The organism is Pseudomonas sp. N40(2020) (genome assembly GCF_014472415.1).
GTDB lineage: Bacteria > Pseudomonadota > Gammaproteobacteria > Pseudomonadales > Pseudomonadaceae > Aquipseudomonas.
Genome location: NZ_JACSZV010000010.1, coordinates 66,380 through 93,185, shown reverse-complemented (window position 1 = coordinate 93,185; position 26,806 = coordinate 66,380). Strand labels below are relative to the sequence as shown.

The following is a 26,806-nucleotide window of genomic DNA, read 5'->3' as shown; positions in this document are numbered from 1 at the left end:
TTTAGTGACAGTGCTCGCTATACCATTTATCCAGAGCGGTTTGAGCGATAAAACCACCGACTTTTCCAAACGAGGCCGTCGCAAGACCAACTACAAACGGTGTAATGACCGCCCTGTACTTGCACAATGTCTCACTATCAAGTGCCAGCGCTTTTAACGATGCGTCATCACTCAATGCCTTTTCAATGTCTTTCTTCAACGACTCAAGTGTCTGATCTGAAAGTTCCATTATTGCCCTCCCCCTTCTGCTGAAGGAAGTTTGCCGCCCTCAGGAATTGAAGGCGCGCGGCACCAATGACGATAGAACTCTTCTAAAGAACCTGCCTGGAAATAATGACCTTTTTCTGGGGGACAAACGGTCTAGCAGTTTTGAAGCAGGCTACTAAACTGCCATCACAGTTTATTTGCCCCCATAAACCACACACCTGGAAATTCTCCATGACCAGCCTGCTAGACGCATCCGAGGAAGACGCAAAACTAGAAATACTGGACTTCTACCTGGAAACCTTGCGGGAATCAGGAAAAATGATGACCGCAAGCGCGCCCTTCAAAGTCATCGCCCAAGGCGATTCGTGGACGAATTATCTCCCGGGGAACGACCTGATTAAGTCCCTTAGGCGTACTGGTTACATGATCAGGAACTTCGGTACTGGCGGCGACACGCTCGAAAATATGATGTACGGCAGCAAGTACAGTGATGACTGGCGTAGGCAGCCATGCGAACAGCCAGAGGTGTTGGAAGCTGTAAAAGACGAGCGACCTAGGTTTTTCATTTTTTCTGGCTGTGGTAATGACATCGCTGGAGACGAGTTTGCTTCTTACTTAAACCATAAAGACTCGGCTGAGGGCCAAGTTGATGTCCTACGCACTGACTACTCTAATTACATGATAAATACTGTTTTTCGAAACGGTTATGTGAAAATGATTGAAGGCGTTCTCGCTGCGTCACAGAATACTAAAATATTGATTCACGGGTATGGTTATGCAGTACCAACAGGTAAAGGTGTCGTCAACCTTTTAGGTAAGCATATAATTGGTCCTTGGCTTAAACCTGCCCTTGTCAGTAAAGGTGTGACAAGCAACAGCGAACAGTGGAAATTAGTAAAGCGGCAAGTTGATATATTCAATGAGATGTTAGCCAGCTTAGCCAGTTCATCCAGCCCGTACCATGGAAAGGTTTTCCATATAGACTTAAGAAAGGAGATACTTCCCACAGACTGGGTGAACGAACTACATCTAAATAGAGACGGCTTCGATAAGGCCGCAGGGTTCTTCCACGCAAAAATGCGTTCCGCAATGTCCCCGGCTGAAGTATCAGACCTCGCGGCCAATCAAAAAGCGATCGCAAATTTCCTTGCCGGCGACAACGCAGAGATGGTCAGTTTGCTTACGCCTCCCTGAGCCATCACGGAGCGGGGGCGGCCTATCGATGTCGCCCTCCGCCCGTTTTTAACCGCGACCGATTCAATTCAGGCTCTATTTTAAGGGCTGCTGCTACCGCCTCACTCCTTAGGTATGGTGTCACATAGCGCGCATACACACAGAGCATCGGACAGGGATGCTCGGCCACTTCAATCATTCTCATACGTGAAACGGACTCCAATCCTAACGGCGATGTCCATTCAACGTGTCTCATCCGAAAGCGGAACATTGTCTTCACTCTGGTCACGACACCTTCATTAGGGCCAGGAAAATGACGGCTTGACCCCAGGGTGCGCACTATTTGAATGCCCGAGCCTCCGGGCGAAACCCGAACTCTTGTTCTATTCTTCCTTGAATAAATTCCAAGCGCCTGATGTTGGCCGTGGTCCTTCAATCAGTCGTATACACAAGAGAAAATACAGGGTGCAATGAGGAATAATATGAAAAATACAATAAAAATCTTAATGTTGATTCCAGTCGCACTTTCATTGATTGCGTGTCCGAAAAAAGCTGAAATCACAGCTGAGTTACCAGATCCTTGCCGCGAACACAAAACAGTTTTACTTGTTCAGCTTAAGAAAGAAAAACTATCACTGTGCAAAAATGGGACGGCCGTCAAAGAATACGATGTCGCGCTTGGGTCTGGCGGATTTGGAAAAACAAGGGAAGGAGACGACAAAACCCCCATAGGAACCTACCCCCTTGAAAAACCAAGGCCCTCAGCCGGGAAAGTGTTTCATACCTTTATTAGAATAGGTTATCCAACTCCAAAACAGATTGCTCAAGGATATACAGGGAGCGATGTAGGAATTCATGGCCCACATAAATATTGGGGATGGGCTGGGGGAGCGAACACTTGGCTTAATTGGACTAACGGCTGCGTTGCGGTTAAATCGAATCAAGATATCATTGATATTGCCCGATGGGTTGAATCTGAAAAGGTAGGAAGTGTGACGTTAGAATTATGAGTTAATGAAATATCTGATTCATTCACGATGTTCAAAGTGACCTACGATCGACCGCAGGCCACTTTGGTGTCAGCGCCGCCTGGATTACGCCGGTTGCTGGTGAAACAACACCACGCTCTGCAAGCAGAACCTTAATCTCTTCAACACGCTTACGGGTGTCGGCACCACGCTTTGCGTAGCTTCGGCAATGCGCTTGCCTAGCTCGTCCCGAACTGCCGCTTTGGTCCTGTCTACACGTTCAATTCAGTAAGGACGAAGTGTTTCAATCCCAGCCGACCAGTCGTCCCATGTATCAACCCTTTTGGCCAGCTCGATCATTTGCTCAATGTCGATTCCACGGTTCAAGCACTTGGAAACCTGCTGGTCGAGCCAGACGCTTTTCAAATTCACCAGTCGCTTGCGGAGAATCCCGGCAAGATAACTGCGGCGTGTGGCCAATGTTCCCTGCTGGCGAACCATGTGATTCGCCAAAGCGTCGACGACGTTAGTTCCCAAGTTGGTGTTTGAAACCTTGGCCAGCACGCGCAACTCAGCAAGCAGGCTGGGTGCCCCATATCGCTTTGTCAGCGCACTGACCCGCTTAAGCCCCACCTCATTTAGGTGGTGCGACTGCAGGCTCAAAATTTCATTAATGGCGACCGCGACTGTTTCCTCCGCCGCCGCAACTGGGGTCGCCCGTGCAATCTCGGCGGACAACCTATCGAGTTGCGATTGCAAATACACCAACTGTGAGCCGCCGGCACCGCCAAGCGATGCCCGGATCGATTCCAAGTGCCCGAGTACTCCTTCAGGCAAATCATATCCCAGCAAGCGGCGTTCAAAATCGAATACAACGACACTCTCTGGCCGTCGAATTAGGCCCCACTGGGTGAGCACCCGCAGATAATTATCCTTGGCGTTCCCGTTGAGGACTGCGGCTCTAGTAATCAGCGCGTCAGCAATCCCTCGTTTGAAGAACGGTTCGAGGTCCGGAGCAAATTCAGGATCGAGGAGAGAGCAGTACGGGTCTTCGTCTGTAGCCTCATCGAAGATGTATTGCGTCAGTGCATGATTATCAAGCTGATCAAGAGGAAGATCATCATACATAAGCGTGAGGTTGGTCGATGTAGGCTCACGGTTGAAAAGTTCACAATAGTAATGGGTCAGGGGATTCAGGTCGTACCCCCCAATACCTGCGGCTTCCACCAGAATCCAGTCACGGAGTTCTCCCGCCGGCAATAATGGAACAATCCGAACAGCCCATTCAGCTAACAGCGAATGTGGTGTTGTCCAAGTACCTGTATCCCAGCGTCGCCATGTGATTTTTAAGAGACGCTCATGTATGGCCATGTCCTCGGTGAGGAAGGGGCCTTCTTCATTCTTCAGCTTCAATACTGCGGCTATCAACTCATTGGTGTCCGCCTTTGCCATCGCCTGCAGCACTTGAAGCTCAGGCAATGACATGGCGACTGCACGAAGATTCTCCGGTAACTCCTCAAGTAACTCCAGATCACACGCGTGAATTGCGGCCATTGCGACTGTAGCTGTGAGACTTGGATTCCCAACGAAGCGAGTGCACAACTCGGAAATCACCTCCCGAGCCACCCCAATATTCTTGGCCTGTACCGCTGCGGCGAACACAAAGCCGAGCACTGGGCATTCCTTCAACTCGATCTGTTCAACAAGATCTTGGAGCGGTCGAGAGTCCGCCCCATGCCGGTATACTTGGCGCGCCATAGCGAACGCTTCCATGCAATCAGCGTATGGCTTGGACATTTCCCTGAGCGCGGTGACGGCCTTGGCACAACTTGCGGGGTAGAGTGGTAGTCCTTCTGCGCGATTCATGCGCATCGATACGGCCAAGTAGATCGCCGATGACAATAGTAGGGGGGCGGATGTGAGTTGGTCCTTACGTGCCAGCACACGATCCACGAGCTTACCAATAGGTTCGTCACTGGCCCCGGATTTGAGCATGATCATGGCAAATGCACGAAGCTCCATGGCAATGCCGTCTTCGGTGGTCGAGTCTAAGCCATCGCCAAGGATCGCCCAGGCTCCCTCGTTGCCAAGCGCCCACAGTGCGTAAGCCATTTTCTCTCGCAATGGCCGACCAGGTGCCTCTATGTTTTGGTAAAGCTCTAGTGCCCCTTCAAAATTGTGGGTAAGAAGCAGTCGGTCACCGTCAGCTTCAATCGAAGTGCCCTGCACATCAAAATCGCCGAATCGACCCCGCATGATTTGCCCTGTCGTGAGGGTGTTCTCCACCGTGATCCTGGTGCAGGTTTCAGCAGGTCCCATCAGTTTCTCCAGTCGATGTCAGCGTTCATCAGATTTTTGTGAAACGGTGCCATCGTTTGTTCATGACTAGGGAGATGTATGTCAACAGTGCCTTCAGAGCGACCATCGCTCAAGCCCTCAAGCCTTTGGAGGAATGGCAGGCTTGGGTTTGCCCTTATCTGGCTTCGTGATCGTAAACGCATAGGAGAACTGCGCTCTTCCTCCCGGCAAACGCTGGATGTCTATTAGCTTCCGCTCGGACTGTGCATGGCCACCTGCTTCAAGGCCTCCGCGAGACGACGATAATCGACATCGGAATGCACCGGTACGATGTCGGTGACAGCACCGCCTTGGTGAACCTCGTGGACACCAAGACTACGGACCCCGTTCAGCGTGTTTGAGAGGGTTACGGGCGCGGAATTGGAGCGCTTTTACACGTTAGGTCTAGCGTTGCCAACCAGTGGCGAAGAGCGGCAAGCGGCCCGGGGCGAATCCGGGCTAGGATCACCGTGCGGAATGCCGCCCGGCGGCAAGCGTTCGGGGGGCACCATTTCATTGTGGCGCGCAATCCTTTCTACCCAATGCTATTAGGTGATCACAAATTTTGCTGCCGAAATCATTGAGATTAAAGTTTTGCGGGTCATCATGCGCACCGCTTATGCCGTCATCCACGGCTAGGTGATAAGCCGGAACAAGCCATTGACCCGCCCGATGGCTTGCAGCGATGTAAACTAATGCAAGTCGTTGATACTGAACAGGGGTAAAACCTGGCTTTTCAGCAATATAATCGTTGATGCATTCTCCCTTGCGTTCACCTTCGGTGAACCTTGTTTTCTGACCTTTCTTCGCAGCCACTGTTCGCAATTGGACGTTCTCAATATGCAGAAACCGTCCCCTTGTACGGCTCCTGTCTATCTTTTCGAGCCGGGTCGCGATCCATGGGGTTTCAAATGTCCGGCCTTGTGGGCTAATTAATTTCCCATCCCGAGTAATGTACAGATGAGCCTCACCGTTATTTCCCCATTGTGAGATTCGATTCCAGTCCGCATCAGGCTGATTGGATTTTGACAAGGAGGCTTTGTCCTCACAAAGATTCCAGCTGACGTCGTGAATGACAAAGTACTTTGCACTTGGTCCAACCGCAGAGCGGGCAATTGGACTGTCGATATCTCCACCAAGGCTGTTAGGTTCCAGCTGCAACGACTTTAAGTACGCGCGAAAGGCGACTGGATCAAGCTGAAGTTGGGCACCAATGACGCGCTCAAAGGGGGTTGGCAGAGTTTGCAACTTGGGCCCTAACTCTCCAGCGGGCTGTGTTGGTCTAAGCAGGCATTTTGCCTGTTGCAGATCAGTACCTTGGAAGGTCAGTGATTCAAGATCGAACCCGCACCCACCAAACAGCTTGGCGGCATTTGCGGATTGAAAGGGCACGAGCGAAATGATCGCCAGGAGTGCAGCACCACCAGGTTTGCAGCGACGGAAAGTATCCATTTTCATTGTGCCCTCGACTAATGTGGTTTTAGCCAACCAACGATAGTCGAGGCGTCAAATAAAGCACGTCGTCGCTGGCATAGACTACGCGTCCGCAGCTTCAGTTTCCGATGTTGGTCTTGGAGGCTGTGCCCTGCATCTATACTCTGGCTTGCCCGACGCGGTAGCCTTCATCCAGCAAGAGCTTTGCTCGATTGCTTTGGTGGACGAGTTGAGCGTTCCAGCTCCGTGGCGTTGAAATTGCGGTTGGTGAATGGGTTGGGGTAGGCGTAAACCTGATCGAAGAGCTCGCCAATGCGAAATGACATGCAGGATCGTCCTTGGGGAATGATTCGCAACGTATCCACCCTCAATCAACTTCTTAAAGGCTGCAGGTTCTAACGAAATGAATTGATCCAAGTCCATGGAGTAGAGCTCCCTAGCTGACAGATCGTGGTAGTGGATACCCCGCGTTCCTGAACCTGCAATAAAGGATTGAAATGTAGAAGCCGGACTAGCGAGGGCGAGCTCGAAATCATACGCAAACCGTGCTCGTTGTGGCTAACTGCCATGCAGCGAGCAATACCTTTGCCTTTTCCTCCTGCTTAGCAGGCTATTGCACTGCACCATTAAGGTAGTTTCCGTCAGGAACCATTTGAATAGCCATTCTAAGGAGGGCCAAGCCGCTTAATCGCGAATTCTCCTGGCTGGACTTTCCGATCGGCAAAGATTTGGGCGAGATTGTTCCCCGCAGTGGGCGCTTCCCCGCAGCGGTGGAGAGCGCGCTGTTCTTAATGCTGCTGGTACCATGGGAAGACTGGGCCGAAATGACTGAGGTGGACTGGCGGGGTTTCCGGCTACCGTGGATCTACAACCTCGACGATGACCTGAACGCTTTCCCGACGCCACCGCCACCAACAAGTGGACGGCGACGAGTGGGAGGAATACGAGCGGCCGATGTGGGTGCGAACCTGCGCAACCGCCGAGGATGTGCGAGAAGTACTGGAAGCTAGGTGGGCGCTGCTTGCAGTGGGTACGCAGGCGTCAGAACTTTTCTCAACTCCGGTGGAGCACTTCCTAGTTCGTGCATTCCTTTCCGATGGTATTGATGAGGTGATGGCGCACCTCATCATGATTGAGGCTGCGTTTGGCGACGAGGCAGATCACAGGCGTAAGCTGCGACTGACCGGCGATAATCACGACGAATCGCCGACACGCAGGGTTGCGGCAAGACTGAGTGCCGCCATAGTCAAGCCGGGTGCAGCGAAGGAGTATCTAGACCTTTACGAGATGCGATGCACCTACGTTCACGGGCGCCCTGAAGGTCGCATCATCTCTACACAACAGCGAGTTCTCGCACGTCGGCTTGCACGCGAAGCGGCAAACGCACTGGTAGGCCTGGCTCAAGCACAGCAGTCCCGCGAAATTGTCCTGCTCGACCTGCTTAATCGCGGCGCGGCGAATCTCCCACCCAAGCCGTGACCATGCGGATAAGCCACGGGGACCTGCAATGCACATGGCCGCAAAGGAAAAAGTTAGGGGAAGAGAGGATCAGGGAAACGATCGCAAGCACGAAGGATTGTGAGCCATATTCTGGATTATTGGTGCACGACTAGGACCAAGGTCTGCCAGATACCAGCTCAGGGACTTTTGCGGTGAACAGGGCGATGTGAAGCGGACTAACTAGAGATAAGAGGTGGTCGGGTCTCTGCCTTGGATTGCTAGTTCAAGCGAGCCTGGCAAGACGGGTAAGGCCGTTTGAGTCGCATTAATTTAGATTTTTTCGCATTAATTTCGAAAACCTACAACTGCCACCGACCAGCGCCGGCCCTGATGCCGAATGGTGCGGCTGGCGAAAGGGACGCTGCGGCCAATGGGTCAGCGGTACGCCACTGGCAACGGATTGAATGGCGGCCACCTCCAGCGCTTCGCATTCAGGCAGCGGCGGGAGCAGTCCCGGCAATCGACTGGCCAACAACGTCTTGCCCGTCCCCGGCGGCCCGCTGAACAGCAGGTTATGCGCGCCCGCTGCCGCAATCAGCAGCGCACGTTTGGCTGCCATTTGCCCCTGCACTTCGTTGAGGTCGGGGTAGGGTTTGGCGGCATGCATCAAACCGTCCGATACGTAAGGCTCCACTGGCGTATGCCCGTTGAAATGCGCCACCGCCTCCAGCAGATGATCCACCGCAAACACCTTCAACCCCGACGCCAGACACGCCTCCTCGGCATTCGCTCGCGGCACCACCAATGCCCGCCCGGCCTTGCGCGCCGCGAGTGCCGCTGGCAATACCCCTCGCACCGGCCGCACAGCACCGGACAACGCCAGCTCACCGAGACACTCAACATCGTCCAGCGTCAGACACGGAACCTGCACACTCGCCGACAGAATCCCCAAGGCAATCGCCAGATCAAATCGCCCGCCATCCTTGGGCAAATCCGCCGGCGCAAGATTCAGGGTGATCCGCCGCGCCGGAAACTGCAGTCCGGAATTGATGATCGCGCTGCGCACCCGATCCTTGCTCTCCTTCACCGCCGCCTCGGGCAGGCCGACCATGGTCAGCGACGGCAGGCCGTTGGCCAGATGGACTTCGACAGTAACGGCGGGAGCATCCACGCCAATCTGGGCGCGACTGTGGACGATGGAGAGGGACATGGTCGTTCCTTGAGCTGAATCGGGGGGCCGCTTCCTGCGGGTTTTTGAAGGGTAGTTGAGCCGGGTTTCAGTGCTGGAATAGAGGTTTACAAGACGTATCAAAACCCAATGGCGTGGCACTGCTTCCCTGAATTGGAGCGTTGACTCTCGACCGGCATTGACGGATCCTCCCGTCCGAGGACTGCAACTGCGCATTCGTCGGGACTGGGCACCAGCAAAAGCTCCCCCGCATTTTTGGCAGCAGAGAAAGCTGGTTTCTCTGAAGTAGTGACGACGGGCGAGCCTGTCGGATTCGGAACCCAAGGCTGTAAAGCCAGGAGCTAAAGAATCGCTGCGACTACTCCTCCAAACACAAAAAAGGCGTCCTATGGACGCCTTTTTATTTTTGACTCAGGATCTTCTACCGGCCAGCGGGCCGCTTGGCTCAAGCTCTGGCCCACATGTAACAGCAACTTCGATAAATCGCCGTTGGTTGGCTGACATATCCCCAGCCAATCGGAGTGCTTCGAGGTGTAGTTCAACAATCTGAAGAAGCTTTGCCTTTCGCTTTTTTGGGCTCATACGCACCTCGTGCGATTGGGTTGTTGATTTCGATGTTATTGACCGTTCACAGAAATGACAAGCCGGTTGGTGTGGTCGAATTCGAACCCCAGTTTTCGGTAGTAAAAAACAACATTCGGATCAGGATCCTGAATCTCGATTTCTTTGCATCCTAACGCTCGCGCATAGTGATCTGCGACAAGCAGAGCAATCGGCGCGATCCTGCCGCGAAGTGGGTGCGCCCTGTCCGGATGCCCTTCCAACAGAACGACCTTTAAGCAGATAGAGCTTGCGCGCGGTGTCGCATAGCACATGCCGCAAAGAACCTGTTTGTACCATATCGCCAAATCCAGACCTTTCGCATCGTTACTTTTCCAGCCTGCAACATCATCCCAAGGGAAAATTGTTGGCCCCTCCCAAAGGAAGTATTGCTTTATCGCTGCTGGAGTAATTGGCTCAAAGCTGACCGCTGCTGCATCAATATTTGGGATTCTCGGGGCAATGTCCTTGAGAAAGAATTTGTAGGCGATCTTTCGCGAGTTTGATCTGAATGTCTGGTTACGAAGATCCGTTGCTTTGCCTTTCCTTCTCATTGTTTTCATCTGTTTGGATCTGGTCGCAGAAGATAGCCAGCAGAGAGGGGGCAGCGAAATCAGACGTGGGGGACGCGTTTTGTAGGACGTTACTTCTGTGAGTGGAGGATTTCGGAGTAGGGGGGGAGATAACGAAGACACAAAAAAGGTCATTTCAGTGGTATCACTGAAATGACCTTTGGTGAGGTTGCAGCGCAAAAATTTAGATCAATTGCAGAGCCTTTCTCCACCATGAGTTCACAACCGTGCGGTTTACTTGTTCTCGCTCCGTCACCATGTGTGGCACATCCTGCAACCGAATCCACGGCTGGTTATTCCAGTGCAGCAAACTCAATGTCATGTCCGGCCAGTTGAGCAGGCTCAGTTGTGGGCGTTCGCTTGTGGTGGGGTGTTGGGTGTCGCGCAGGGTGGGGATGACTTGGTGGGTGAGCCATTCGCGCAAGGCTCGGTATTCGGGGCAGTAGTGGTAGACGAGGAGGGCGTAGACGCCGGATTCGCTGATCAGCAGGGTGTTTTCGATTTGGTTGTGGATCAGGGTTTTGCGGGTTTGGTGTTGGTCGGGGTCGAGTTTTCGCAGGATGCGTTCGTTTAGGTAGATGTGGAGTAAGCGCCCGAGGTCGCGGGCGGAGAACCAGGGCTGGTTCTGGATCAGGAGGGCGTGGAGGGGGAGTTTGTGGCGAGTGAAGATGTACGGCTTTAAATAGGTTTCTTCCATGGTGCAGTTCTCAGGGTTGAGTGAAGAAACTGCCTCTAATCGTCGCCAAACGAAAAGGGTGGCAGCTATGCGCAGGTTGGCGAACCGGGAACCCCGAAATCCGGCAGACCCGAAGGTCTCCCACGCAAAGCCGCCATAACTCGAGAGGGGAAAAGCGCCCTGTACGAATGTGGTCGTCTTGCGTCGAGGATTTCCAGGTCGCCAAACCCGGTGCTGAACATTCAGCATCGGGTGAGCTTAGGAACCGGGGCTTTTCGACGCAATCGGACGGCGGTCACTCAGGTTGTAGGACGTTGCCGAGATCATTGAAGGGCTGAAGATCAAAAGATCGCAGCCTTCGGCAGCTTCTACAGGGGGAGCAGGGTTACTCGGCTGGCGGAGTCAACTTCGCTTCCATCTCGGCCACCTTCGCTTCGAGGCTTTCGAGGCGGGCGCGAGTGCGGGCCAGCACGACCATCTGACTATCAAACTCTTCCCGGCTCACCAGATCGAGTTTGCTGAACGCGCTTTGCAGCAGCATCTTGAACTGGCTTTCGATTTCGGCTTTCGGCAGCGGTGTGTCGCCGCTGAACAGACGGGAGGCGGTGCCGCTCAGGGCGTCGAGGAAGTCTTTGGGCGCGAGCATGGGGAATGTCCTGAAAACAATGGCGGGCAGTGTATCACGCAGTGTCTATAGTCAATCTCGCAGGCAGGGATGCACGCTTTTCGCGCAGGCGGACGGACGGCGACGCACCGTTGTTGTGCGTATCCGCGACGCCTTTTGCACGGGAGTGCCTGCGGCAGCGGCCAAGGGATTGAAATCAGTGGGTTTTGGCGAGATGGCAAGGTTTCTGCTTAGTCACCTGTGACCCATGCACTGATGCAGTCGCTGTGACGAATGCAGTGCGGCAGGCGGAACGGGGAGTTTCGTCTGATGCGGTTAGCTGGCGTCAGTCGGGCGGTCAAGGCCGACGATGCGTTACAAAGCCAGGCACTGCGCTTAGACTTGAGTCGGGTTTGTTTTCCTGGGGCAAGTCCACCAATTCGGGAGAGAGTTTCATGAAGCTAGTCACTGCCATCATCAAGCCGTTCAAGTTGGACGACGTGCGCGAGTCGCTGTCCGAAATCGGCGTGCAGGGCATTACCGTTACTGAAGTCAAAGGCTTCGGCCGGCAGAAGGGTCACACCGAGCTGTATCGCGGCGCGGAATATGTGGTCGATTTTCTGCCCAAGGTGAAAATCGACGTGGCCATCGACGACAAGGATCTGGATCGTGTTATCGAGGCGATAACCAAGGCTGCCAACACCGGCAAGATCGGTGACGGCAAGATCTTCGTGGTCAATCTGGAACAGGCGATTCGTATCCGTACCGGCGAAACCGATACCGACGCGATTTAAAAGCCGCCACAAACCCAACGCCCCAGGAGAAAACAATATGACTCTGCGTAAATTCGCAGGGCTAGGAGCCCTGTTGTCCATCGTAATGCCAAGCCTTGCAATGGCGGCAGACGAAGTGGCGGCCCCAGTCCTCAATTCCGGCGACACTGCCTGGATGCTCACCTCCACAGCCCTCGTGCTGTTCATGACCATCCCCGGCCTGGCGCTGTTCTACGGCGGCATGGTTCGCTCGAAAAACATTCTTTCCGTGATGATGCAGTGCTTCGCCATTACCGGTCTGATCAGCATCCTGTGGGTCATTTATGGCTACAGCATTGCGTTCGACACCACCGGCATGGAGCAGGGCGTCGTCAACTTCAACTCGTTCTTCGGCGGCATGGGCAAGGCGTTCCTCGCCGGTGTCACGCCTTCGAGCCTGACCGGCCCAGCGGCGCTGTTCCCTGAGGCGGTGTTCATCACCTTCCAGATGACCTTCGCGATCATCACCCCGGCGCTGATCGTCGGCGCGTTCGCCGAGCGGATGAAGTTCTCCGCGATGCTGATCTTCATGGGCATCTGGTTCACCCTGGTTTACGCACCGATCGCGCACATGGTCTGGTCCGGCAACGGCGGCCTGATGTGGGACTGGGGCGTGCTCGACTTCGCGGGCGGCACCGTGGTGCACATCAACGCGGGTGTGGCCGGTCTGATTGCCTGCCTGGTGTTGGGCAAGCGCAAAGGCTTCCCGACCACCCCGATGGCACCGCACAACCTCGGTTACACCCTGATGGGCGCGGCGATGCTGTGGGTCGGCTGGTTCGGCTTCAACGCCGGTTCCGCTGCGGCGGCCAATGGCACCGCCGGCATGGCGATGCTGGTCACCCAGATCGCGACCGCTGCGGCTGCGCTGGGCTGGATGTTCGCTGAGTGGGTCACCCACGGCAAACCAAGTGCTCTGGGCATCGCCTCGGGTGTGGTTGCCGGTCTGGTGGCGATTACTCCGGCTGCCGGTACCGTGGGCCCGATGGGCGCACTGGTGATCGGTCTGGCGGCGGGCGTGGTGTGCTTCTTCTGCGCCACCACCCTGAAACGCAAACTCGGTTATGACGATTCCCTCGACGCATTCGGCGTACACGGCATCGGCGGTATCCTCGGCGCGATTCTGACCGGTGTGTTCGCGGCGCCGGCTCTGGGTGGCTTCGGCACCGTTACCGATATCGGTGCGCAAGTCTGGATTCAGGTCAAAGGCGTTGGCTTCACGGTGATCTACACCGCGATCGTCACCTTCATCATCCTCAAGGTTCTGGACGCCGTGATGGGTCTGCGTGTAACCGAGGAAGAAGAGTCGGTTGGCCTCGATCTGGCACAACACAACGAACGCGGCTACAACCTGTAATTACGCGCACTAAAAAACTTGCCCGGTTCGCCGGGCATTTTTTTGTCTGGAATTTGTCATTGAAGGACAAGCTGAAAGGATTTTTCGTACGGCTTTGGTCGAGTTTACGAAGGGTGTTTTTCTGCGGGCAATGGCTTACACCGTTGCAGGAATATTAGGGCCTTTGTTTTTTCCCAGAGCGCGCTAGAATGCGCCCCGAATGTGCGGAGAACTGTATGTGGCAACAGACTCTGATAACCCTGCGGGCAAGACCCCGGGGCTTTCATCTGGTAACGGACGAGTTACTCGCCGGCCTGCCTGAACTCAAGGCATGTCGGGTCGGTCTGTTGCATTTGTGGCTGCAGCATACCTCGGCGTCGTTGACCATCAACGAGAACGCCGATCCGGCGGTTCGTCGCGACTTCGAACGATTTTTCAATCGTCTGATCCCACAAGGAGCAGACGGCTATGAGCATAACGACGAAGGCCTGGACGACCTCCCGGCGCACTTCAAGGCCAGCGTGCTTGGCTGCCAGATCAGTCTGCCGGTTTCGGCAGGGCGACTGGCACTGGGAACCTGGCAAGGCGTTTATCTGGGCGAGCACCGTGATCATGGCGGTGCCCGTAAAGTCCTCGCCACCTTGCACGGTGAAGGGGCATAGCCGCTGGTCAGCAGCGGTGAATGATTTTTTAACGGCGACTTTCGACAGTTGCCAAAGCTGGTCTATAACTAATCTGCTTTTCGCAAGTCATGAGGTAGAACATGAGCGACGATGATCTGGAAACCGACGACCTCGAAGTAGGCGACGAAGACGAGGCCGAGGAAGGCCTGGAAGCAGCAGCGGAAGACGTTGCTGACGACGATGGCGGTGACGATGCGCCGGTCCCGGCTGCCAAAGGCAAAGCCAAGGCTGCGGTGTCGGTAGATGAGTTGCCGAGCATTGAAGCCAAGAACAAGGAGCGCGACGCCCTGGCCAAGGCCATGGAAGAGTTCCTGTCGCGAGGCGGAAAAGTGCAGGAAGTGGAGGCCAATGTGGTCGCCGATCCGCCCAAGAAGCCGGACAACAAGTACGGCAGCCGCCCTATCTGAGGCGTGCCGCTTGCTTGCTGAAAAAGCCCGCCGTCGCTGCGGGCTTTTTCATGGGCGAAATAAAGGAACTGAAGTGAATGCAGTTCCCGTGTGGGAGCGAGCAGGCTCGCTCCCACAGGGGTCTAAGTGTCAGTTTGAGGTGGCATTCCAGCGGGCAAGCACCGCTGGCAAATCGGTCAGGCTGCGAATCTCGGCATCCGGCAAGCGCTCCGCTTCCCAGACCTTGCCCGCCGGGTTAAACCACACCGCGCGCAACCCTGCCTGTTGCGCCCCGGCAATGTCATCCCCCGGATGATCACCGATATGCACGGCGGTTTCGGCCGTGGCGCCACCGCGCTGCAACGCCTCGTGAAACAGTCGCGCATCCGGTTTGGCGATGCCGATGTCTTCGGCGCACAGGGCAAACTTGAAGTAATCCGCCAGCCCCAATCGGCGCACATCGGCGTTGCCGTTGGTGACCACGCCGAGTGCGTAATGGTTGGCGAGAATCTCCAGCACCGGCTCGACTTCGGGGAACACCTCGATCTGATGCCGCGCATGCAGGAACACTTCAAAGCCCTTGTCTGCCAGCTCCGACGCCTCGCCATGGCCGTAGCCAGACTCTTCCAGCGCATGGAACAGCACCCGCCGACGTAGCGCACTGATGCGATGTTTGAGTCCCGGCTCGTTGGCCAGCACTCGCTCGCGGATCGACCACAAATGCTCCACCGGCACCGCGCCCAGATTCGGCGCATGTTCGCTCAGCCATTCACGCAAAATCGCTTCGGCGCTGACGATCACCGGGGCGGTGTCCCACAGGGTGTCGTCGAGATCGAAGGTGATCAACTGGATGCTCATGAATCGTCGCCTTTCATGCGTTTGGCCCGTGGGTGGGCGCTGTCGTAGACCGCCGCCAGATGCTGGAAGTCCAGGTGGGTGTAGATCTGCGTGGTCTTGATGTCCGAGTGCCCGAGCAGCTCCTGCACCGCGCGCAGATCTTGCGAGGACTCCAGCAAGTGGCTGGCGAAGGAATGCCGCAGCATATGCGGGTGCAGGTTCTGCCCCAGTTCACGCTCACCGGCCAGTTTGACCCGCACCTGAATCGCCCGTGGCCCGAGGCGCCGACCTTGCTGGCTGACGAAAACGGCGTCGTCTGCCGGATTGGTCATGGCGCGCAACGGCAGCCACTGTTCGAGGGCTTCGCGGGCCTTTCTGCCGACCGGCAACAGACGGGTCTTGCTGCCTTTGCCGAGCACTTGAACCATGCCGTCGGCCAGATCGAGCTGATCGAGATTGAGCCCGGTCAACTCCGACAGACGCAGGCCGGAGGAGTAGAACAATTCCAGAATCGCCTGATCACGCCGCGCGAGAAAATCGTCCTCGACCGCGCCTTCAAGCAATTGCAGCGCACGGTCGGTGTCGAGGGTTTTCGGCAGGCGGCGTTCGCCTTTCGGCGGTGCCAGTCCGGTAGCCGGATCGTGGTCGCACAGACCTTCGCGATTGAGATAGTGATAGAGCCCGCGCACTGCCGAGAGCAATCGGGCGAGGCTGCGTGAGGATTGGCCTTGCGCATGCAGGCGAGCGATCAGGCTGCGCAGGCGCTGGATGTCCAGCGCGGCCCAACTGCTGATGTTCTGTTTGACGCACCAGCCGAGGACTTTATCGAGGTCGCGGCGGTAGGCCGACAGCGTGTGCGGCGACACCTGCCGCTCACTGCGCAAGTGTTCGCAGTAAGCGTCCAGTTGTCGTTCCATGTTCAGCGTACCGAGCGCAGGGAGCTGTTGACCCGTGGCAGCACGCGGCCCATGACTTCGGCGATGTAGCTGAGGAACAGCGTACCGACCGAACTCTTGTAGTGCTGCGGGTCACGGCTGGCGATGGCCAGAATCCCGTGGATGCCTTGGTGGCTGATAGCGACCACGGCGGTGGAACCGATCTGCTTGCGTTGTTCTTCGCCGAACAGAAAGTCCAGCTCATGCTCGCGCAGGGTGCCGCTGACGCTTTTGCCTTCGGTGAGCAGGCCGCCTATAGCGACTTGTGCATCGGCGTGGCTGACCCAACGGCCAACGGGTGCCGGGTTGTCGCCGAGCAGGATCAGGCTGACAAAAGGCACCTGAAAGTCCTGGCGCAGGCTGTCTTCGACACTGATGACTACGTCTTCCAGGCTGGAGGCGTCCATCAGGGCGAGGATCAGGCGACGGGTCTTGTCGAACAGGCGGTCGTTGTCGCGCGCTACGTCCATCAACTGCGAGAGGCGATGACGCATCTCGATGTTGCGCTCGCGCAGAATGGTCATCTGGCGCTCGACCAGCGATACGGTGTCGCCGCGCTGGTGAGGAATGCGCATGGCCGGCAGCAGTTCTTCGTGCTCGACGAAGAAGTCCGGATGAGCCTCCAGGTACGCGGCAACCGCTGCCGCCTCCAGGCTCTCGGACGCTGATTCGTCGGACTGTCGGGCGGGTACCTGGGGCTTATCGGTCATGGTTTCTGCTCACTCAAAGACGCACTTGTCCTTCGTATACACGCACTGCCGGGCCGGTCATCAACACCGGTTGGCCAGGGCCTGCCCATTCAATGGACAGACGCCCGCCGGGCAGGTCGATCAACAGCGGCGAATCCATCCACCCCTGACTGATGGCTGCAACAGCCGCAGCGCAAGCGCCGGTGCCACAGGCCTGGGTTTCCCCGGCGCCGCGTTCCCAGACGCGCAGTTGCGCGCGGTGGCGATCGATAACCTGGAGGAAACCGACATTGACCCGCGCCGGGAAGCGCGGATGGTGTTCGATTTTCGGCCCCAGTTCATGCACCGGCGCGCTGTTGATGTCCTGCACGCGCAGCACGGCGTGTGGGTTGCCCATCGACACGGCGGCCAGTTCGACCGTGGTGCCGTCTACTTCCAGTTGATAGCTTGCGGCCTGCGCCGGTGCTTCGAACGGAATGTCCGCCGGCACCAGGCGCGGGGCGCCCATGTTCACGCCGATCTGGCCGTCGTTACGCACGTCCAGTTCGATGATGCCGCCCTTGGTCTCGACGCGGATCTGCCGTTTGGCGGTCAGCCGCTTGTCGAGCACGAAGCGGGCGAAGCAGCGCGCACCATTGCCGCACTGCTCCACTTCGGAGCCGTCGGAATTGAAGATCCGATAACGGAAATCCACGTCCGGATTGCTCGGCGCCTCGACGATCAGCAATTGGTCGAAACCTATGCCGGTGTGCCGGTCGCCCCATTGTTTGGCGTGCTTGGGCTGAATATGCGCGTGCTGGCTGACCAGGTCGAGAACCATGAAGTCGTTGCCCAGGCCGTGCATTTTGGTAAAACGCAGCAGCATGGGTTACTCCGGCAGCAGGCTTTCGCCGGCAAACAGCTCAGCCACGGTTTCGCGGCGACGCACTTCAAAGACCTTGTCACCGTCCACCAGCACCTCGGCGGCACGGCCGCGGGTGTTGTAGTTGGAGCTCATCACAAAACCGTAGGCACCGGCCGAATGCACCGCCAGCAAGTCGCCTTCCTCCAGCGCAAGCTCACGGTCCTTGGCGAGGAAGTCACCGGTTTCGCAGATCGGGCCGACGATGTCGTATTTACGCGCAGCGGTGTCGCGGGGTTTGACCGCGGTGACGTCCATCCACGCCTGGTACAGCGCCGGGCGGATCAGGTCGTTCATCGCCGCGTCGACGATGGCGAAGTCTTTGTGTTCGGTGTGCTTGAGGTACTCGACTTGCGTCAGCAGCACACCAGCATTGGCGACGATGAAACGGCCCGGTTCGAACACCAGTGCCAGATCACGACCGTCCAGACGCTCGCGCACGGCTTTGATGTAGTCACCGGCCAATGGCGGCTCTTCATCGCGATAACGCACACCCAAACCACCACCGAGATCGATGTGGCGCAGGTGAATGCCGCAATCGCCGAGGCGATCGACCAGATCCAGCAGACGGTCGAGGGCGTCGATGAACGGCGGCAATGTAGTCAACTGCGAACCGATGTGGCAGTCGACACCAATCACTTCCAGGTTCGGCAGATGCGCGGCGCGCACGTACACGTCTTCGGCGTCGGCGATGGCGATGCCGAACTTGTTCTCTTTGAGACCGGTGGAAATGTACGGGTGGGTGCCGGCATCGACATCCGGGTTGACGCGCAGCGAGACCGGCGCGCGAACGCCCAGCTCGGCGGCCACGACTTGCAGGCGCTCCAGCTCGTCGGTGGATTCGACGTTGAAGCAATGCACGCCGACTTCCAGTGCGCGACGCATGTCGTCACGGGTCTTGCCGACCCCGGAGAACACGATCTTGTCGGCGCTGCCGCCAGCGGCCAGTACGCGTTCCAATTCACCCCGGGAGACGATGTCGAAACCGGCGCCGAGACGGGCCAGGACATTCAGCACGCCAAGGTTGGAGTTGGCTTTGACCGCAAAGCAAACCAGATGCGGCATGCCGGCCAGCGCATCGGCGAAGGCCAGGTACTGGGCTTCGATGTGCGCGCGCGAGTAAACATAGGTGGGAGTGCCGAAGCGGTCGGCGATGGCGGACAGCGCCACACCTTCCGCGAACAGCTCCCCGCCACGGTAGTTAAAAGCGTCCATGGCGATCCCTTAGTAAACGTCGTGCTTGTGTGCTTTGGAAGCAGGCTGCTTTTGCGAAGACTGGGCTTGCTCGGCCGGGTCCTGATCGTCATCGGGCAGGTACAGCGGGCCTTTTTGACCGCAGGCCGAGACAAGGCAGGCAACCGCGACGAGCGCAGCAAGGGAAGAGATCAGGCGCTTCATGGCGAAATCCTTGAAAATGCGTTAATTGCGCCGGAGTATACCGGCCACCCGGCAGCTTGCCTATGCGACGGGGTTCCCGTCCGGCGGGGCTCCTGAGAAGTGCATCATTATTACCCGTGGGAGCGAGCCTGCTCGCGAAGGGGCCGGCAAGTTCAACAGGCTCGCTGCCTGGCACACCGCTTTCGCGAGCAGGCTCGCTCCCACAGGGGCGTTGTTGGAAGGGCCAACAGGTACTTGGTCGGTATCCTTTGCAATCGGCAAGCAGCGTCCGTATCTTTCGGCGCTTGAGCCTGAGCAGACATTTTTTTGAGGTTGCCACAATGAGTTTGACCGAAGCCCGTTTTCACGATCTGGTCGATGCCACCCAGCAAACGCTGGAAGACATCTTTGACGAAAGCGATCTGGATATCGATCTGGAGAGCTCGGCCGGTGTCCTGACGGTCAAGTTCGAGAACGGCTCGCAGCTGATCTTCAGCCGTCAGGAGCCGCTGCGCCAGCTCTGGCTGGCAGCCGTGTCAGGTGGTTTCCACTTCGACTACGACGAAGAAAGCGAACGCTGGATGTGCGACAAGAGCGAAGAGCAACTGGGCGAGATGCTTGAGCGTATCGTCAAGCAACAGGCCGGCGCCGAATTCGATTTCGAAGGTCTGTGATTCTGTGACTGACACCGCTCCCGTTCGTCCGCCCAAGCCGCTTTACAGCAACATCAGCCCGGCGGTGCCTTCGCCGTGCAGCGGCGTGTGCCGGCTGGATGAGCAAAAGGTCTGCCTCGGCTGTTTCCGGCATGTCGAAGACATTCGCGAGTGGCGCTCGGCGGATGATGAGCGCCGTCGGGTGATCGTCACCCAGGCACAGCAACGCCGCACCACCGGGGCGTGACTTGTATATTTTTTGAGCTGTGATAGTGTCCGAACACGCCTCAACCCATCGAGGCCTGGTGAAAACCCCGTCTTTTTTGGCGGGGTTTTGCTTTTTTAGTGTGCAGAAGAAAGGAGTCTGCCCGGATCATGACCGCACCTTCCATCACCCTTACCCGTCTGGACGTGCAACGTCTGGAGCGCCTGATCGACAGCCTGGATGACTCGCTGCCGGGCGTGATTGCGTTGCAAACCGAACTGGACCGCGCCGATACCCTGGTCAGCCACGATGAAGTGCCCGCCGATGTCGTGACGATGAATTCCCGTGTTCACTGCCGCGAAGAAGGCAGCGGCAAGGACTATCACCTGACGCTGGTCTATCCCAAGGATGCCAACGCCGATGAGGGCAAAATCTCGATTCTGGCACCGGTCGGCAGCGCACTGCTGGGCCTGAAAGTCGGTCAACACATCGACTGGCCCGCACCGGGCGGCAAGACCCTGAAATTGACCTTGCTCGAAGTCGAATCGCAGCCGGCCAACGGTGGCGCGTTTCCGGAATAACCCCGCCTCAGGCCTGTTCGAGTGCCTCGTTCAGGGCGCGCTCCAGGTCCGCCTTGTAGCGCAGATACAGATTGCTTGAGCTCTGACCATCACCGAGCAGGCCCGAGAGGTCCAGGTCGGTGATGTAGCAGCGATAGCGTTCGGTCTCGCGGCGCTGCTCGACGATCTCCCGTGCGACCACGCTGAACAGTTGGTCGCCATGTTCCAGCTCGCTGAATTCCCGTTGATTGCAATACAAGGTGACCTGCACTTCCCCCGGTGCGGCTTTGCCGACAATCGCCTGCACGTCGTAGAACGGTTTGTTGACCGGTGTCTGCGGCGCTGGCCGTGCTTCGACCCGTCGCGCCCGTCCCGGGCCTGAAGGCAATAACTGGTAATACAACGTTTCGAGGCGGGCCGAGGGGGCGGCGTCCATCGGCAGTGAAGCTTCGCGCCGATACTGGATCGACTGCAGGAAACGCTGCAGCGGCACCAGCAGGCTTTGTTCGTCGTGATACGGCAAATGCTGTTGCCACAAGGCGTTGAACTCATCCAGCACATACAACTCGGCTTGCTGCTCGGTAATCCGGTAGAACACTTGAATGGATTCCGGCTGGCCCATCGGCAGGATCAACGCGAGGTCGTGATCTTCCAGCGCCATCGGATCCAGATGCAGCGGGCTGTAGCGCGCCTGTTCTTCACCGAGGTAATCGAGCAAGGCCGGCAGAGTCGCGAGGGCGACGTGGTTGACCTGGCCTGGCACCAATTCCAGTACGTGATAGTGCTGCTGCACCTGAATCAGGTAACGATGGTTCAATTCGCTGAGCAACAGGTTTTGCGCGGTATCGACGATTTCTTCCACGCGGCGGGCGATGAAATGCGCACGGTTGTGGCAGAAGCAGCGCACCTTCAACGACGGCTGTAACGGCCCGAGCGGCAAGTTGTTGAGGTAATCACGCAGGCAATCGAGCAGGGCGTGGGGGCCATCGAAACGGTTGACCAGCACTTCATTCCAGCTGTTAAGCGTGACCTGATCCAGCGTCAGCACGAGGTTTTCGCGCACCCCGGCGTAACTCAGCGAATCGGTGCGCTCGGTGGTCATCAGGATGTTCAGGTCGCGGTGATGCTTGAGCGGATCAACCCCGACGTTGACCAGAATCAGCACCTCGCTTGGCACCGCGGCGCGCAGCAAAGGTTCTTCGGCAACGGTGGGCAAGGGCAGGGCAATGCTTTGTTGCAGGCTGCCGAGCAGGTTGAACAGTTCGAACTCGCTCAGGTCGCTGTTGCCGGGGTGCAGGGCCAGCCGGGTACTGCTGTCGATCACGCCGTTGCGGTGACACCATGTCAGCAGTTCGAGCAATTCGCGGCTGCGCTTGATCGGCGCGAAATGTTCCCACTCCAGCGCCGTGAGGCTGCCGTTGTACAGGCCCCACTGGGTTTGCCCCGGCTCCTTCTTGTTACGCGATTGCACCAGGGTCAGGGTGTCTTCGGCCAGATCCGGAGCGATGCCTGGGTTGATGAACTCGACCTTGTCAGCCTTGCGCTCGAACGCTGCATACAGCCTGCGACCGAGGACGTTGAGGTCACGTTTGTTGATCAGGCTGACGGTCTGTTCGGTGCGGGCGAACTGGGTCAGGAAGCGGTAGCTGTAATTGAGTTCGTTGACCAGCGCGCGGCGCTCGGCGCTGACCTGCCGGACTTTCCACTGGCTGCGGCTGTCGAGCAGCGCCAGTTGTCGTTGATCCCAATGCCACTCATTGGCCAGGCGCTCCAGCAGCGAACGCTGCCAGCCTTGGCTGCGACTGCTGCCGGTGAGCTTGCGGTTGACCTTCAGATACAACGCACGGCGCACCAGTTCCAGTCGCTCCGGCTCGTTGCGCGCAGTGAGGTATTCCTCGATGCGCCGATACACGACCATGTACGGGTCAAGTTCATCCAGATCGAGCTGGTTGGCGAACACCGCTTGCTTGTAGCGCAGGCTCAGGCACTGCACTTTCGGGTGCTCGCTGGCGTAGACCTCGGTCAGCAGCAGTTTGAGCACCGACTTGTAGGGCGACTCGATGCCCTTGAACAACTGCCACAAGCCGGCGCCGATGAACTCACCCGGCGGAATCGTCGCCAGATGCCCGAGGTCGAGGGTTTCGTCGGCGCGGATGAAACGCTTGGACAGCAGCGTGTGGGTGTACAGGTCGTAGGCGCTTTCTTCGTAAACCGGCACCAGCCACCAGATTGGTGTGCGCCCGGCCAGCCAGATCGCAGTGCGGTAGAACTCGTCCAGCAGCAGATAGTGCTGGGTGGTGCCGCAGTTTTCCGAACTGAGTTGACTGTCGCGTTCACCTTTGACGAAGCGCACCGGATCAATCAGAAAGAAGTGCGCCTCCGCGCCCTGGCTCGCCGCCCAGGTTTCGAGCAACTGGCATTTCTTGCGCAGTTCCGCGAGTTCGCTTTCGCTCAGGTCCGGTGCGTGGCAGACCCACACGTCCATATCGCTTTGATCTGCCTGAGCCAGCGTGCCGAGGCTGCCCATCAGGAACAGTCCGTGAATCGGTCGCGGCGGGTTGCTGCCGTGGCGCGGCTTGTAGGAGAACGAGCGGGTCAGGCGTTGGGCTTCGGCAAGGGTATTGGCATCCGGCTCATAATTCGACAGGCCGGCGGGCGTACTGCCCGAAACATAACCCGGCAGCAGCGGATGGTTGACGTGGAAGAACAGCGGCAGCAGCGTCAGTACGCCTTGCTGACGCGTCGACAAGCCTTCCAGCGCGCGGCCAAGACGAACTTCATTGAGTTTGAGAAAACGTGCGCGTAGCTGGCTGAGAACCTTGCGGTCGATTCCCTCGTCCAGATCGGGGCGGATTTCGTGGGTGCGCGTCATGTCAGCTCAAACCGGCTCGCAGGCTCGGACGAAGAGGGTCTCGGAATGGGGGGCAGTTTAGCCTTTGCGCAGCGGGAGTTTTAAGCTGAATTTGTTTTTTGACGTCAGATTTCTATCGCGGGGAGACAGAGTGGGCCCGCGGAAATCCCGTGGCAGGAGTTCCCGTGGGCAAAGTCGGGGAGGATCAGGCGGTTTCTTGCTCTTTCAGAATCGTCAGCACGGTTTGCACATTTTGCGCAGCATCACGACCCAGGCTGGTCAGATAACCGCCATCGGGCTGGTCAGTGAGTTCTTTCTCAAAGAGGCGCTGGGCAGCGGCGATGTGTTTCGGGGCAGCGGTCTGATGAATTTTCAAACCTTCCTGGGAACTGTCCAGGTTGAAGAGTGCGAGGACTTCCAGTTCGGCAACCAACTCAGGGGTAAGCGACATAAGGACTCCAGACTTTCTAGGAATTGGACGACAGCGCCCCTAAGGTGAACCTGCCGGCGCGGACTGTCCAGTGTGCGCGTCAGGGTTTTTGTCTGGGGGCGGTTTCCAGTGTAGTCAGGGTCTGGGAGAAGGCTGGATGGATGGGTGACAAATTGTGTGGGAGCAAACCTGCTCCCACAGGTAGCGGCCCGGTTACGGCTTTTCCGGTGGCAACTCAGGCAATGCGCGCAGCGCCGCTTCATACCATTCGGTGTTGAACGGACGGTCTTCATCGAGCATCGCGTCAATCTCGTACGCCAGCACATGGGCCATCAGGTTGAGGATTTCTTCGCGCTCGACGCCCACCAAAGTGAGTTTGTTAAGCGTGGCTTTGGCCGCTGGCGGGTTGTCGCTTTCGATCTGGTTCTCGATGGCTTCGATCAACGTAGCCTCGGCGAACTCTTCTTCGTCATTGTCGTTGTCGATGTCTGTCGGCTCGCTCATGGCAGGCTCCTCAAGGAAAGGCGCCAGTTTACCCGCATTCAGCGGCGTGATGCTGCTGGCGGGATTCGCCTCGGCGATCTATAAACAGACACCGCCCACCCCGCACGGCCCGGAGGCTATGTGATGCTCAAGCTCTACGGATTCTCAGTCAGCAATTACTACAACATGGTCAAACTGGCGCTGCTGGAAAAAGGCCTGCCGTTCGAAGAGGTCACGTTCTATCCGGGGCAGACTCCGGATTCACTGGCGATCAGTCCGCGCGGCAAAGTGCCGGTGCTGGGCGTTGACGCCGGTTACATCAATGAAACCGCGATCATTCTCGAATACCTCGAACAGACCCAGAAAGGCACGCCGCTGCTGCCGAGCGACCCGTTCGAGCGTGCGCAGGTGTTGGCAATTGCCAAGGAAATCGAGCTGTACATCGAACTGCCGGGCCGCGCCTGTTACGGCGAAGCGTTTTTCGGCATGACTTTGCCGGACGCGATCAAGGAAAAGACCAAGTCCGAGTTGCTGCTGGGTTTTGCTTCGCTGGGCCGCCACGGCAAATTCGCTCCGTATGTGGCAGGCGACAGTCTGAGCATTGCCGATTTGTACTTCCTGTACAGCGTGCCGTTGGCGTGCGCGGCGGGGCAGAAGTTGTTCGGGATTGATTTGCTGGCGGAGATGCCGAAGGCCAAGGCGCTGCTGGAGCGACTTGAGCAGAATCCGCATGTGCAGAGTATTGCGGCGGACAAGGAGGCTGCGATGCCGGCGTTTTTGGCGATGATCGCGGCGAAGAAGTGAGTTCTGTGCTGATCTGAAGTCAGCATTCGCGAGCAAGCTCGCTCCCACATTTAGACTGTATTCTCAAATCCAAACTGTGGGAGCGAGCCTGCTCGCGAAGCTTTTGGTTTTTAGCGGCTGGCGATCAGGGCCTGACCGCGCACAACCGCAGCCTTGACCTGCGCCGGCGCAGTCCCGCCGATATGGTCACGGGCATTCACCGAGCCTTCGAGGGTCAGCACGGCAAACACATCCTGCTCGATCTGGTCGCTGAACTGACGCAGTTCTTCCAGGCTCATTTCTGCCAGATCCTTGCCAGTGTCGACGCCGTACTTCACCGCGTGACCAACGATTTCGTGGCAATCACGGAACGGCAGGCCACGGCGCACCAGGTAGTCCGCCAGGTCGGTCGCGGTGGAGAAGCCACGCAGCGCCGCTTCACGCATGATCGCGTGTTTCGGCTTGATCGCCGGGATCATGTCGGCAAAGGCACGCAGCGAATCGCGCAGCGTGTCGGCGGCATCGAACAGCGGCTCTTTGTCTTCCTGGTTGTCCTTGTTGTAGGCCAGCGGTTGGCCTTTCATCAGGGTCAACAGGCCCATCAGGGCGCCGAACACACGGCCGGTCTTGCCGCGTACCAGCTCAGGAACGTCGGGGTTTTTCTTTTGCGGCATGATCGAGCTACCGGTGCAGAAACGGTCCGGCAGATCGATGAACTGGAATTGCGCGCTGGTCCACAGCACCAGTTCTTCGGAGAAGCGCGACAGGTGCATCATCGCGATGCTTGCGGCCGAGCAGAATTCGATGGCGAAGTCGCGATCGGAAACGTTGTCCAGCGAGTTGCCGCCGACGGCATCGAAGCCCAGTAGTTGTGCGGTGTACTCGCGGTCGATCGGGTAGGTGGTGCCAGCCAGCGCAGCGCTGCCCAGCGGCATGCGGTTGGTGCGCTTGCGGCAGTCGACCAGACGCTCGTAGTCGCGGCTGAGCATTTCGAACCAGGCCAGCATGTGATGCCCGAAGGTCACTGGCTGAGCAGTTTGCAGGTGAGTGAAGCCCGGCATGATGCTGGCAGCTTCGCGCTCGGCTTGCTCCAGCAGGCCTTTTTGCAGGCGAGTGATTTCGGCCAGGATCAGGTCGATTTCGTCACGCAGCCACAGGCGGATATCGGTGGCAACCTGATCGTTGCGGCTGCGGCCGGTGTGCAGTTTTTTGCCGGTGACGCCAATGCGGTCGGTCAGGCGCGCTTCGATGTTCATGTGCACGTCTTCGAGGTCGATGCGCCAGTCGAACTGGCCGGCCTCGATTTCGCCCTGAATGGTCTTCAGGCCCTCGATGATGCTGTCGCGCTCGGCATCGGTCAGCACGCCGACCTTGGCCAGCATGGTGGCGTGGGCGATCGAGCCCATGATGTCGTGGCGATACAGGCGCTGGTCGAAAGTGACGGAGGCGGTGAAGCGGGCGACGAAGGCGTCGACGGGTTCACTGAAGCGGCCGCCCCAGGACTGATTGGTCTTGTCAGTGCTCATGAATTCGCTCGTATCGGCTTGAAGAAAAAAGGCGTGAAACGCTGGCGCGGATAATAACAGGGTTGCCAATCCTGTCGCTGACACCGGTCGATACGTTTTTTTCTCATCGTGTCATCCATAGTCGGCGCGTTCTCCCGGGAATTTGCGCAACGATATTTT

At 57.5% G+C, this 26,806-nt stretch carries 28 protein-coding genes and 1 pseudogene; 11 read left to right on the top strand and 18 right to left on the bottom strand.

Annotation, left to right across the window (positions count from 1 at the left end; all coding sequences use genetic code 11):
* Window position 1 precedes the first annotated feature (1 nt).
* Complete coding sequence (locus IAI51_RS09715; RefSeq protein ID WP_187678266.1) at window positions 2–229, bottom strand: hypothetical protein; 228 nt, start codon at window positions 227–229, stop codon at window positions 2–4.
* A gap of 209 nt (window positions 230–438) precedes the next feature.
* Between IAI51_RS09715 and IAI51_RS09710 the strand changes: the two genes are divergently transcribed.
* Window positions 439–1,401: a hypothetical protein gene (locus tag IAI51_RS09710; RefSeq protein WP_187678265.1), complete on the top strand. Its 963-nt coding sequence runs from the start codon at window positions 439–441 to the stop codon at window positions 1,399–1,401.
* A gap of 461 nt (window positions 1,402–1,862) precedes the next feature.
* A complete protein-coding gene (locus IAI51_RS09705; RefSeq protein WP_187678264.1) occupies window positions 1,863–2,390 on the top strand; it encodes a murein L,D-transpeptidase family protein in 528 nt (175 codons plus the stop codon).
* 243 nt (window positions 2,391–2,633) lie between these two features.
* Here the strand turns inward: IAI51_RS09705 and IAI51_RS09700 are convergent, their stop codons facing one another.
* The 3 genes from IAI51_RS09700 to IAI51_RS09690 form a co-directional block, all read right to left on the bottom strand.
* Window positions 2,634–4,667, bottom strand: coding sequence for a hypothetical protein (locus IAI51_RS09700; RefSeq protein ID WP_187678263.1), 2,034 nt, complete (start codon window positions 4,665–4,667; stop codon window positions 2,634–2,636).
* A gap of 531 nt (window positions 4,668–5,198) precedes the next feature.
* Complete coding sequence (locus IAI51_RS09695) at window positions 5,199–6,143, bottom strand: hypothetical protein (RefSeq protein WP_187678262.1); 945 nt, start codon at window positions 6,141–6,143, stop codon at window positions 5,199–5,201.
* Between the two features lie 164 nt (window positions 6,144–6,307).
* Complete coding sequence (locus tag IAI51_RS09690) at window positions 6,308–6,445, bottom strand: hypothetical protein (protein ID WP_187678261.1); 138 nt, start codon at window positions 6,443–6,445, stop codon at window positions 6,308–6,310.
* Window positions 6,446–7,073: 628 nt separating this feature from the next.
* Between IAI51_RS09690 and IAI51_RS09685 the strand changes: the two genes are divergently transcribed.
* Window positions 7,074–7,598, top strand: a complete 525-nt coding sequence (locus tag IAI51_RS09685) for a hypothetical protein (RefSeq protein ID WP_187678260.1) — start codon at window positions 7,074–7,076, stop codon at window positions 7,596–7,598.
* Between the two features lie 319 nt (window positions 7,599–7,917).
* Here IAI51_RS09685 and IAI51_RS09680 read toward each other — a convergent pair.
* The 4 genes and pseudogenes from IAI51_RS09680 to IAI51_RS09665 form a co-directional block, all read right to left on the bottom strand.
* Window positions 7,918–8,769, bottom strand: a pseudogene (locus IAI51_RS09680) (YifB family Mg chelatase-like AAA ATPase); the annotation flags it as partial.
* Between the two features lie 596 nt (window positions 8,770–9,365).
* Window positions 9,366–9,911, bottom strand: coding sequence for an N-acetyltransferase (locus tag IAI51_RS09675; RefSeq protein WP_316249760.1), 546 nt, complete (start codon window positions 9,909–9,911; stop codon window positions 9,366–9,368).
* A gap of 193 nt (window positions 9,912–10,104) precedes the next feature.
* Complete coding sequence (locus tag IAI51_RS09670; RefSeq protein WP_187678259.1) at window positions 10,105–10,617, bottom strand: Bro-N domain-containing protein; 513 nt, start codon at window positions 10,615–10,617, stop codon at window positions 10,105–10,107.
* Window positions 10,618–10,981: 364 nt separating this feature from the next.
* Window positions 10,982–11,242 carry an accessory factor UbiK family protein gene (locus IAI51_RS09665; protein ID WP_007920416.1) on the bottom strand — a complete coding sequence of 87 codons (261 nt, stop codon included), beginning with the start codon at window positions 11,240–11,242 and terminating at the stop codon, window positions 10,982–10,984.
* A gap of 413 nt (window positions 11,243–11,655) precedes the next feature.
* Between IAI51_RS09665 and glnK the strand changes: the two genes are divergently transcribed.
* The 4 genes from glnK (at window position 11,656) to sutA (ending at window position 14,438) form a co-directional block, all read left to right on the top strand.
* Window positions 11,656–11,994: a P-II family nitrogen regulator gene (glnK, locus tag IAI51_RS09660; RefSeq protein ID WP_002555808.1), complete on the top strand. Its 339-nt coding sequence runs from the start codon at window positions 11,656–11,658 to the stop codon at window positions 11,992–11,994.
* 37 nt (window positions 11,995–12,031) lie between these two features.
* Window positions 12,032–13,369 (top strand): ammonium transporter, encoded by a 1,338-nt coding sequence (locus IAI51_RS09655; RefSeq protein ID WP_007920417.1) that lies wholly within the window; start codon window positions 12,032–12,034, stop codon window positions 13,367–13,369.
* 215 nt (window positions 13,370–13,584) lie between these two features.
* Window positions 13,585–14,010: a secondary thiamine-phosphate synthase enzyme YjbQ gene (locus tag IAI51_RS09650; RefSeq protein ID WP_100846853.1), complete on the top strand. Its 426-nt coding sequence runs from the start codon at window positions 13,585–13,587 to the stop codon at window positions 14,008–14,010.
* A 101-nt stretch (window positions 14,011–14,111) separates the two neighbouring features.
* Entirely contained in the window at window positions 14,112–14,438 is a 327-nt protein-coding gene (gene sutA / locus IAI51_RS09645; protein ID WP_187678258.1) for a transcriptional regulator SutA, read from the top strand.
* A gap of 129 nt (window positions 14,439–14,567) precedes the next feature.
* On the opposite strand, the gene IAI51_RS09640 is transcribed toward sutA, so the two are convergent.
* The 6 genes from IAI51_RS09640 to lptM are packed head-to-tail and all read right to left on the bottom strand — an operon-like array spanning window position 14,568 to window position 19,177.
* Entirely contained in the window at window positions 14,568–15,275 is a 708-nt protein-coding gene (locus tag IAI51_RS09640) for an HAD family hydrolase (protein WP_187678257.1), read from the bottom strand.
* Window positions 15,272–16,171, bottom strand: a complete 900-nt coding sequence (xerC, locus tag IAI51_RS09635) for a tyrosine recombinase XerC (RefSeq protein ID WP_187678256.1) — start codon at window positions 16,169–16,171, stop codon at window positions 15,272–15,274. The genes IAI51_RS09640 and xerC overlap by 4 nt, the downstream gene beginning before the upstream one ends.
* Before the next feature lie 2 nt (window positions 16,172–16,173).
* Window positions 16,174–16,899 (bottom strand): DUF484 family protein, encoded by a 726-nt coding sequence (locus tag IAI51_RS09630; RefSeq protein WP_187678255.1) that lies wholly within the window; start codon window positions 16,897–16,899, stop codon window positions 16,174–16,176.
* Window positions 16,900–16,912: 13 nt separating this feature from the next.
* Window positions 16,913–17,743, bottom strand: coding sequence for a diaminopimelate epimerase (gene dapF / locus IAI51_RS09625; RefSeq protein ID WP_187678254.1), 831 nt, complete (start codon window positions 17,741–17,743; stop codon window positions 16,913–16,915).
* A gap of 3 nt (window positions 17,744–17,746) precedes the next feature.
* Window positions 17,747–18,994 carry a diaminopimelate decarboxylase gene (lysA, locus tag IAI51_RS09620; protein WP_187678253.1) on the bottom strand — a complete coding sequence of 416 codons (1,248 nt, stop codon included), beginning with the start codon at window positions 18,992–18,994 and terminating at the stop codon, window positions 17,747–17,749.
* A gap of 9 nt (window positions 18,995–19,003) precedes the next feature.
* A complete protein-coding gene (gene lptM, locus IAI51_RS09615; protein WP_042561715.1) occupies window positions 19,004–19,177 on the bottom strand; it encodes an LPS translocon maturation chaperone LptM in 174 nt (57 codons plus the stop codon).
* Between the two features lie 320 nt (window positions 19,178–19,497).
* Here lptM and cyaY point away from each other — a divergent pair, with 320 nt between their 5' ends.
* The 3 genes from cyaY (at window position 19,498) to rnk (ending at window position 20,595) form a co-directional block, all read left to right on the top strand.
* The gene (cyaY, locus tag IAI51_RS09610) at window positions 19,498–19,830 is read left to right on the top strand and encodes an iron donor protein CyaY (protein WP_187678252.1); all 333 of its coding nucleotides are present in this window, start codon (window positions 19,498–19,500) and stop codon (window positions 19,828–19,830) included.
* 4 nt (window positions 19,831–19,834) lie between these two features.
* Window positions 19,835–20,056: a DUF1289 domain-containing protein gene (locus tag IAI51_RS09605; protein WP_187678251.1), complete on the top strand. Its 222-nt coding sequence runs from the start codon at window positions 19,835–19,837 to the stop codon at window positions 20,054–20,056.
* Window positions 20,057–20,184: 128 nt separating this feature from the next.
* A complete protein-coding gene (gene rnk / locus IAI51_RS09600; protein WP_187678250.1) occupies window positions 20,185–20,595 on the top strand; it encodes a nucleoside diphosphate kinase regulator in 411 nt (136 codons plus the stop codon).
* Between the two features lie 7 nt (window positions 20,596–20,602).
* On the opposite strand, the gene IAI51_RS09595 is transcribed toward rnk, so the two are convergent.
* The 3 genes from IAI51_RS09595 to IAI51_RS09585 form a co-directional block, all read right to left on the bottom strand.
* Window positions 20,603–23,446, bottom strand: a complete 2,844-nt coding sequence (locus IAI51_RS09595; RefSeq protein WP_187678249.1) for a class I adenylate cyclase — start codon at window positions 23,444–23,446, stop codon at window positions 20,603–20,605.
* A 184-nt stretch (window positions 23,447–23,630) separates the two neighbouring features.
* Window positions 23,631–23,876 (bottom strand): TIGR02647 family protein, encoded by a 246-nt coding sequence (locus IAI51_RS09590; RefSeq protein ID WP_016772594.1) that lies wholly within the window; start codon window positions 23,874–23,876, stop codon window positions 23,631–23,633.
* Window positions 23,877–24,068: 192 nt separating this feature from the next.
* Window positions 24,069–24,359, bottom strand: coding sequence for a hypothetical protein (locus tag IAI51_RS09585; RefSeq protein WP_187678248.1), 291 nt, complete (start codon window positions 24,357–24,359; stop codon window positions 24,069–24,071).
* A 123-nt stretch (window positions 24,360–24,482) separates the two neighbouring features.
* Between IAI51_RS09585 and IAI51_RS09580 the strand changes: the two genes are divergently transcribed.
* On the top strand, window positions 24,483–25,142 hold the full coding sequence (locus tag IAI51_RS09580; protein WP_187678247.1) for a glutathione S-transferase family protein: 660 nt from the start codon (window positions 24,483–24,485) through the stop codon (window positions 25,140–25,142).
* Window positions 25,143–25,252: 110 nt separating this feature from the next.
* Here IAI51_RS09580 and argH read toward each other — a convergent pair whose 3' ends face one another.
* Window positions 25,253–26,647 (bottom strand): argininosuccinate lyase, encoded by a 1,395-nt coding sequence (gene argH, locus IAI51_RS09575; protein ID WP_187678246.1) that lies wholly within the window; start codon window positions 26,645–26,647, stop codon window positions 25,253–25,255.
* Window positions 26,648–26,806: the final 159 nt, after the last annotated feature.

Coding starts and splice junctions, on each gene's coding strand:
- IAI51_RS09715 (WP_187678266.1), bottom strand. CDS start 229: ATGGAACTTTCAGATCAGACACTTGAGTCGTTGAAGAAAGACATTGAA.
- sutA (WP_187678258.1), top strand. CDS start 14,112: ATGAGCGACGATGATCTGGAAACCGACGACCTCGAAGTAGGCGACGAA.
- IAI51_RS09590 (WP_016772594.1), bottom strand. CDS start 23,876: ATGTCGCTTACCCCTGAGTTGGTTGCCGAACTGGAAGTCCTCGCACTC.
- IAI51_RS09665 (WP_007920416.1), bottom strand. CDS start 11,242: ATGCTCGCGCCCAAAGACTTCCTCGACGCCCTGAGCGGCACCGCCTCC.
- IAI51_RS09700 (WP_187678263.1), bottom strand. CDS start 4,667: ATGGGACCTGCTGAAACCTGCACCAGGATCACGGTGGAGAACACCCTC.
- IAI51_RS09595 (WP_187678249.1), bottom strand. CDS start 23,446: ATGACGCGCACCCACGAAATCCGCCCCGATCTGGACGAGGGAATCGAC.
- glnK (WP_002555808.1), top strand. CDS start 11,656: ATGAAGCTAGTCACTGCCATCATCAAGCCGTTCAAGTTGGACGACGTG.
- IAI51_RS09640 (WP_187678257.1), bottom strand. CDS start 15,275: ATGAGCATCCAGTTGATCACCTTCGATCTCGACGACACCCTGTGGGAC.
- IAI51_RS09710 (WP_187678265.1), top strand. CDS start 439: ATGACCAGCCTGCTAGACGCATCCGAGGAAGACGCAAAACTAGAAATA.
- cyaY (WP_187678252.1), top strand. CDS start 19,498: ATGAGTTTGACCGAAGCCCGTTTTCACGATCTGGTCGATGCCACCCAG.
- lysA (WP_187678253.1), bottom strand. CDS start 18,994: ATGGACGCTTTTAACTACCGTGGCGGGGAGCTGTTCGCGGAAGGTGTG.
- IAI51_RS09685 (WP_187678260.1), top strand. CDS start 7,074: ATGTGGGTGCGAACCTGCGCAACCGCCGAGGATGTGCGAGAAGTACTG.
- IAI51_RS09630 (WP_187678255.1), bottom strand. CDS start 16,899: ATGACCGATAAGCCCCAGGTACCCGCCCGACAGTCCGACGAATCAGCG.
- IAI51_RS09690 (WP_187678261.1), bottom strand. CDS start 6,445: ATGTCATTTCGCATTGGCGAGCTCTTCGATCAGGTTTACGCCTACCCC.
- IAI51_RS09585 (WP_187678248.1), bottom strand. CDS start 24,359: ATGAGCGAGCCGACAGACATCGACAACGACAATGACGAAGAAGAGTTC.
- rnk (WP_187678250.1), top strand. CDS start 20,185: ATGACCGCACCTTCCATCACCCTTACCCGTCTGGACGTGCAACGTCTG.
- argH (WP_187678246.1), bottom strand. CDS start 26,647: ATGAGCACTGACAAGACCAATCAGTCCTGGGGCGGCCGCTTCAGTGAA.
- dapF (WP_187678254.1), bottom strand. CDS start 17,743: ATGCTGCTGCGTTTTACCAAAATGCACGGCCTGGGCAACGACTTCATG.
- IAI51_RS09705 (WP_187678264.1), top strand. CDS start 1,863: ATGAAAAATACAATAAAAATCTTAATGTTGATTCCAGTCGCACTTTCA.
- IAI51_RS09650 (WP_100846853.1), top strand. CDS start 13,585: ATGTGGCAACAGACTCTGATAACCCTGCGGGCAAGACCCCGGGGCTTT.
- IAI51_RS09670 (WP_187678259.1), bottom strand. CDS start 10,617: ATGGAAGAAACCTATTTAAAGCCGTACATCTTCACTCGCCACAAACTC.
- IAI51_RS09695 (WP_187678262.1), bottom strand. CDS start 6,143: ATGAAAATGGATACTTTCCGTCGCTGCAAACCTGGTGGTGCTGCACTC.
- IAI51_RS09655 (WP_007920417.1), top strand. CDS start 12,032: ATGACTCTGCGTAAATTCGCAGGGCTAGGAGCCCTGTTGTCCATCGTA.
- IAI51_RS09580 (WP_187678247.1), top strand. CDS start 24,483: ATGCTCAAGCTCTACGGATTCTCAGTCAGCAATTACTACAACATGGTC.
- IAI51_RS09675 (WP_316249760.1), bottom strand. CDS start 9,911: ATGAAAACAATGAGAAGGAAAGGCAAAGCAACGGATCTTCGTAACCAG.
- lptM (WP_042561715.1), bottom strand. CDS start 19,177: ATGAAGCGCCTGATCTCTTCCCTTGCTGCGCTCGTCGCGGTTGCCTGC.
- xerC (WP_187678256.1), bottom strand. CDS start 16,171: ATGGAACGACAACTGGACGCTTACTGCGAACACTTGCGCAGTGAGCGG.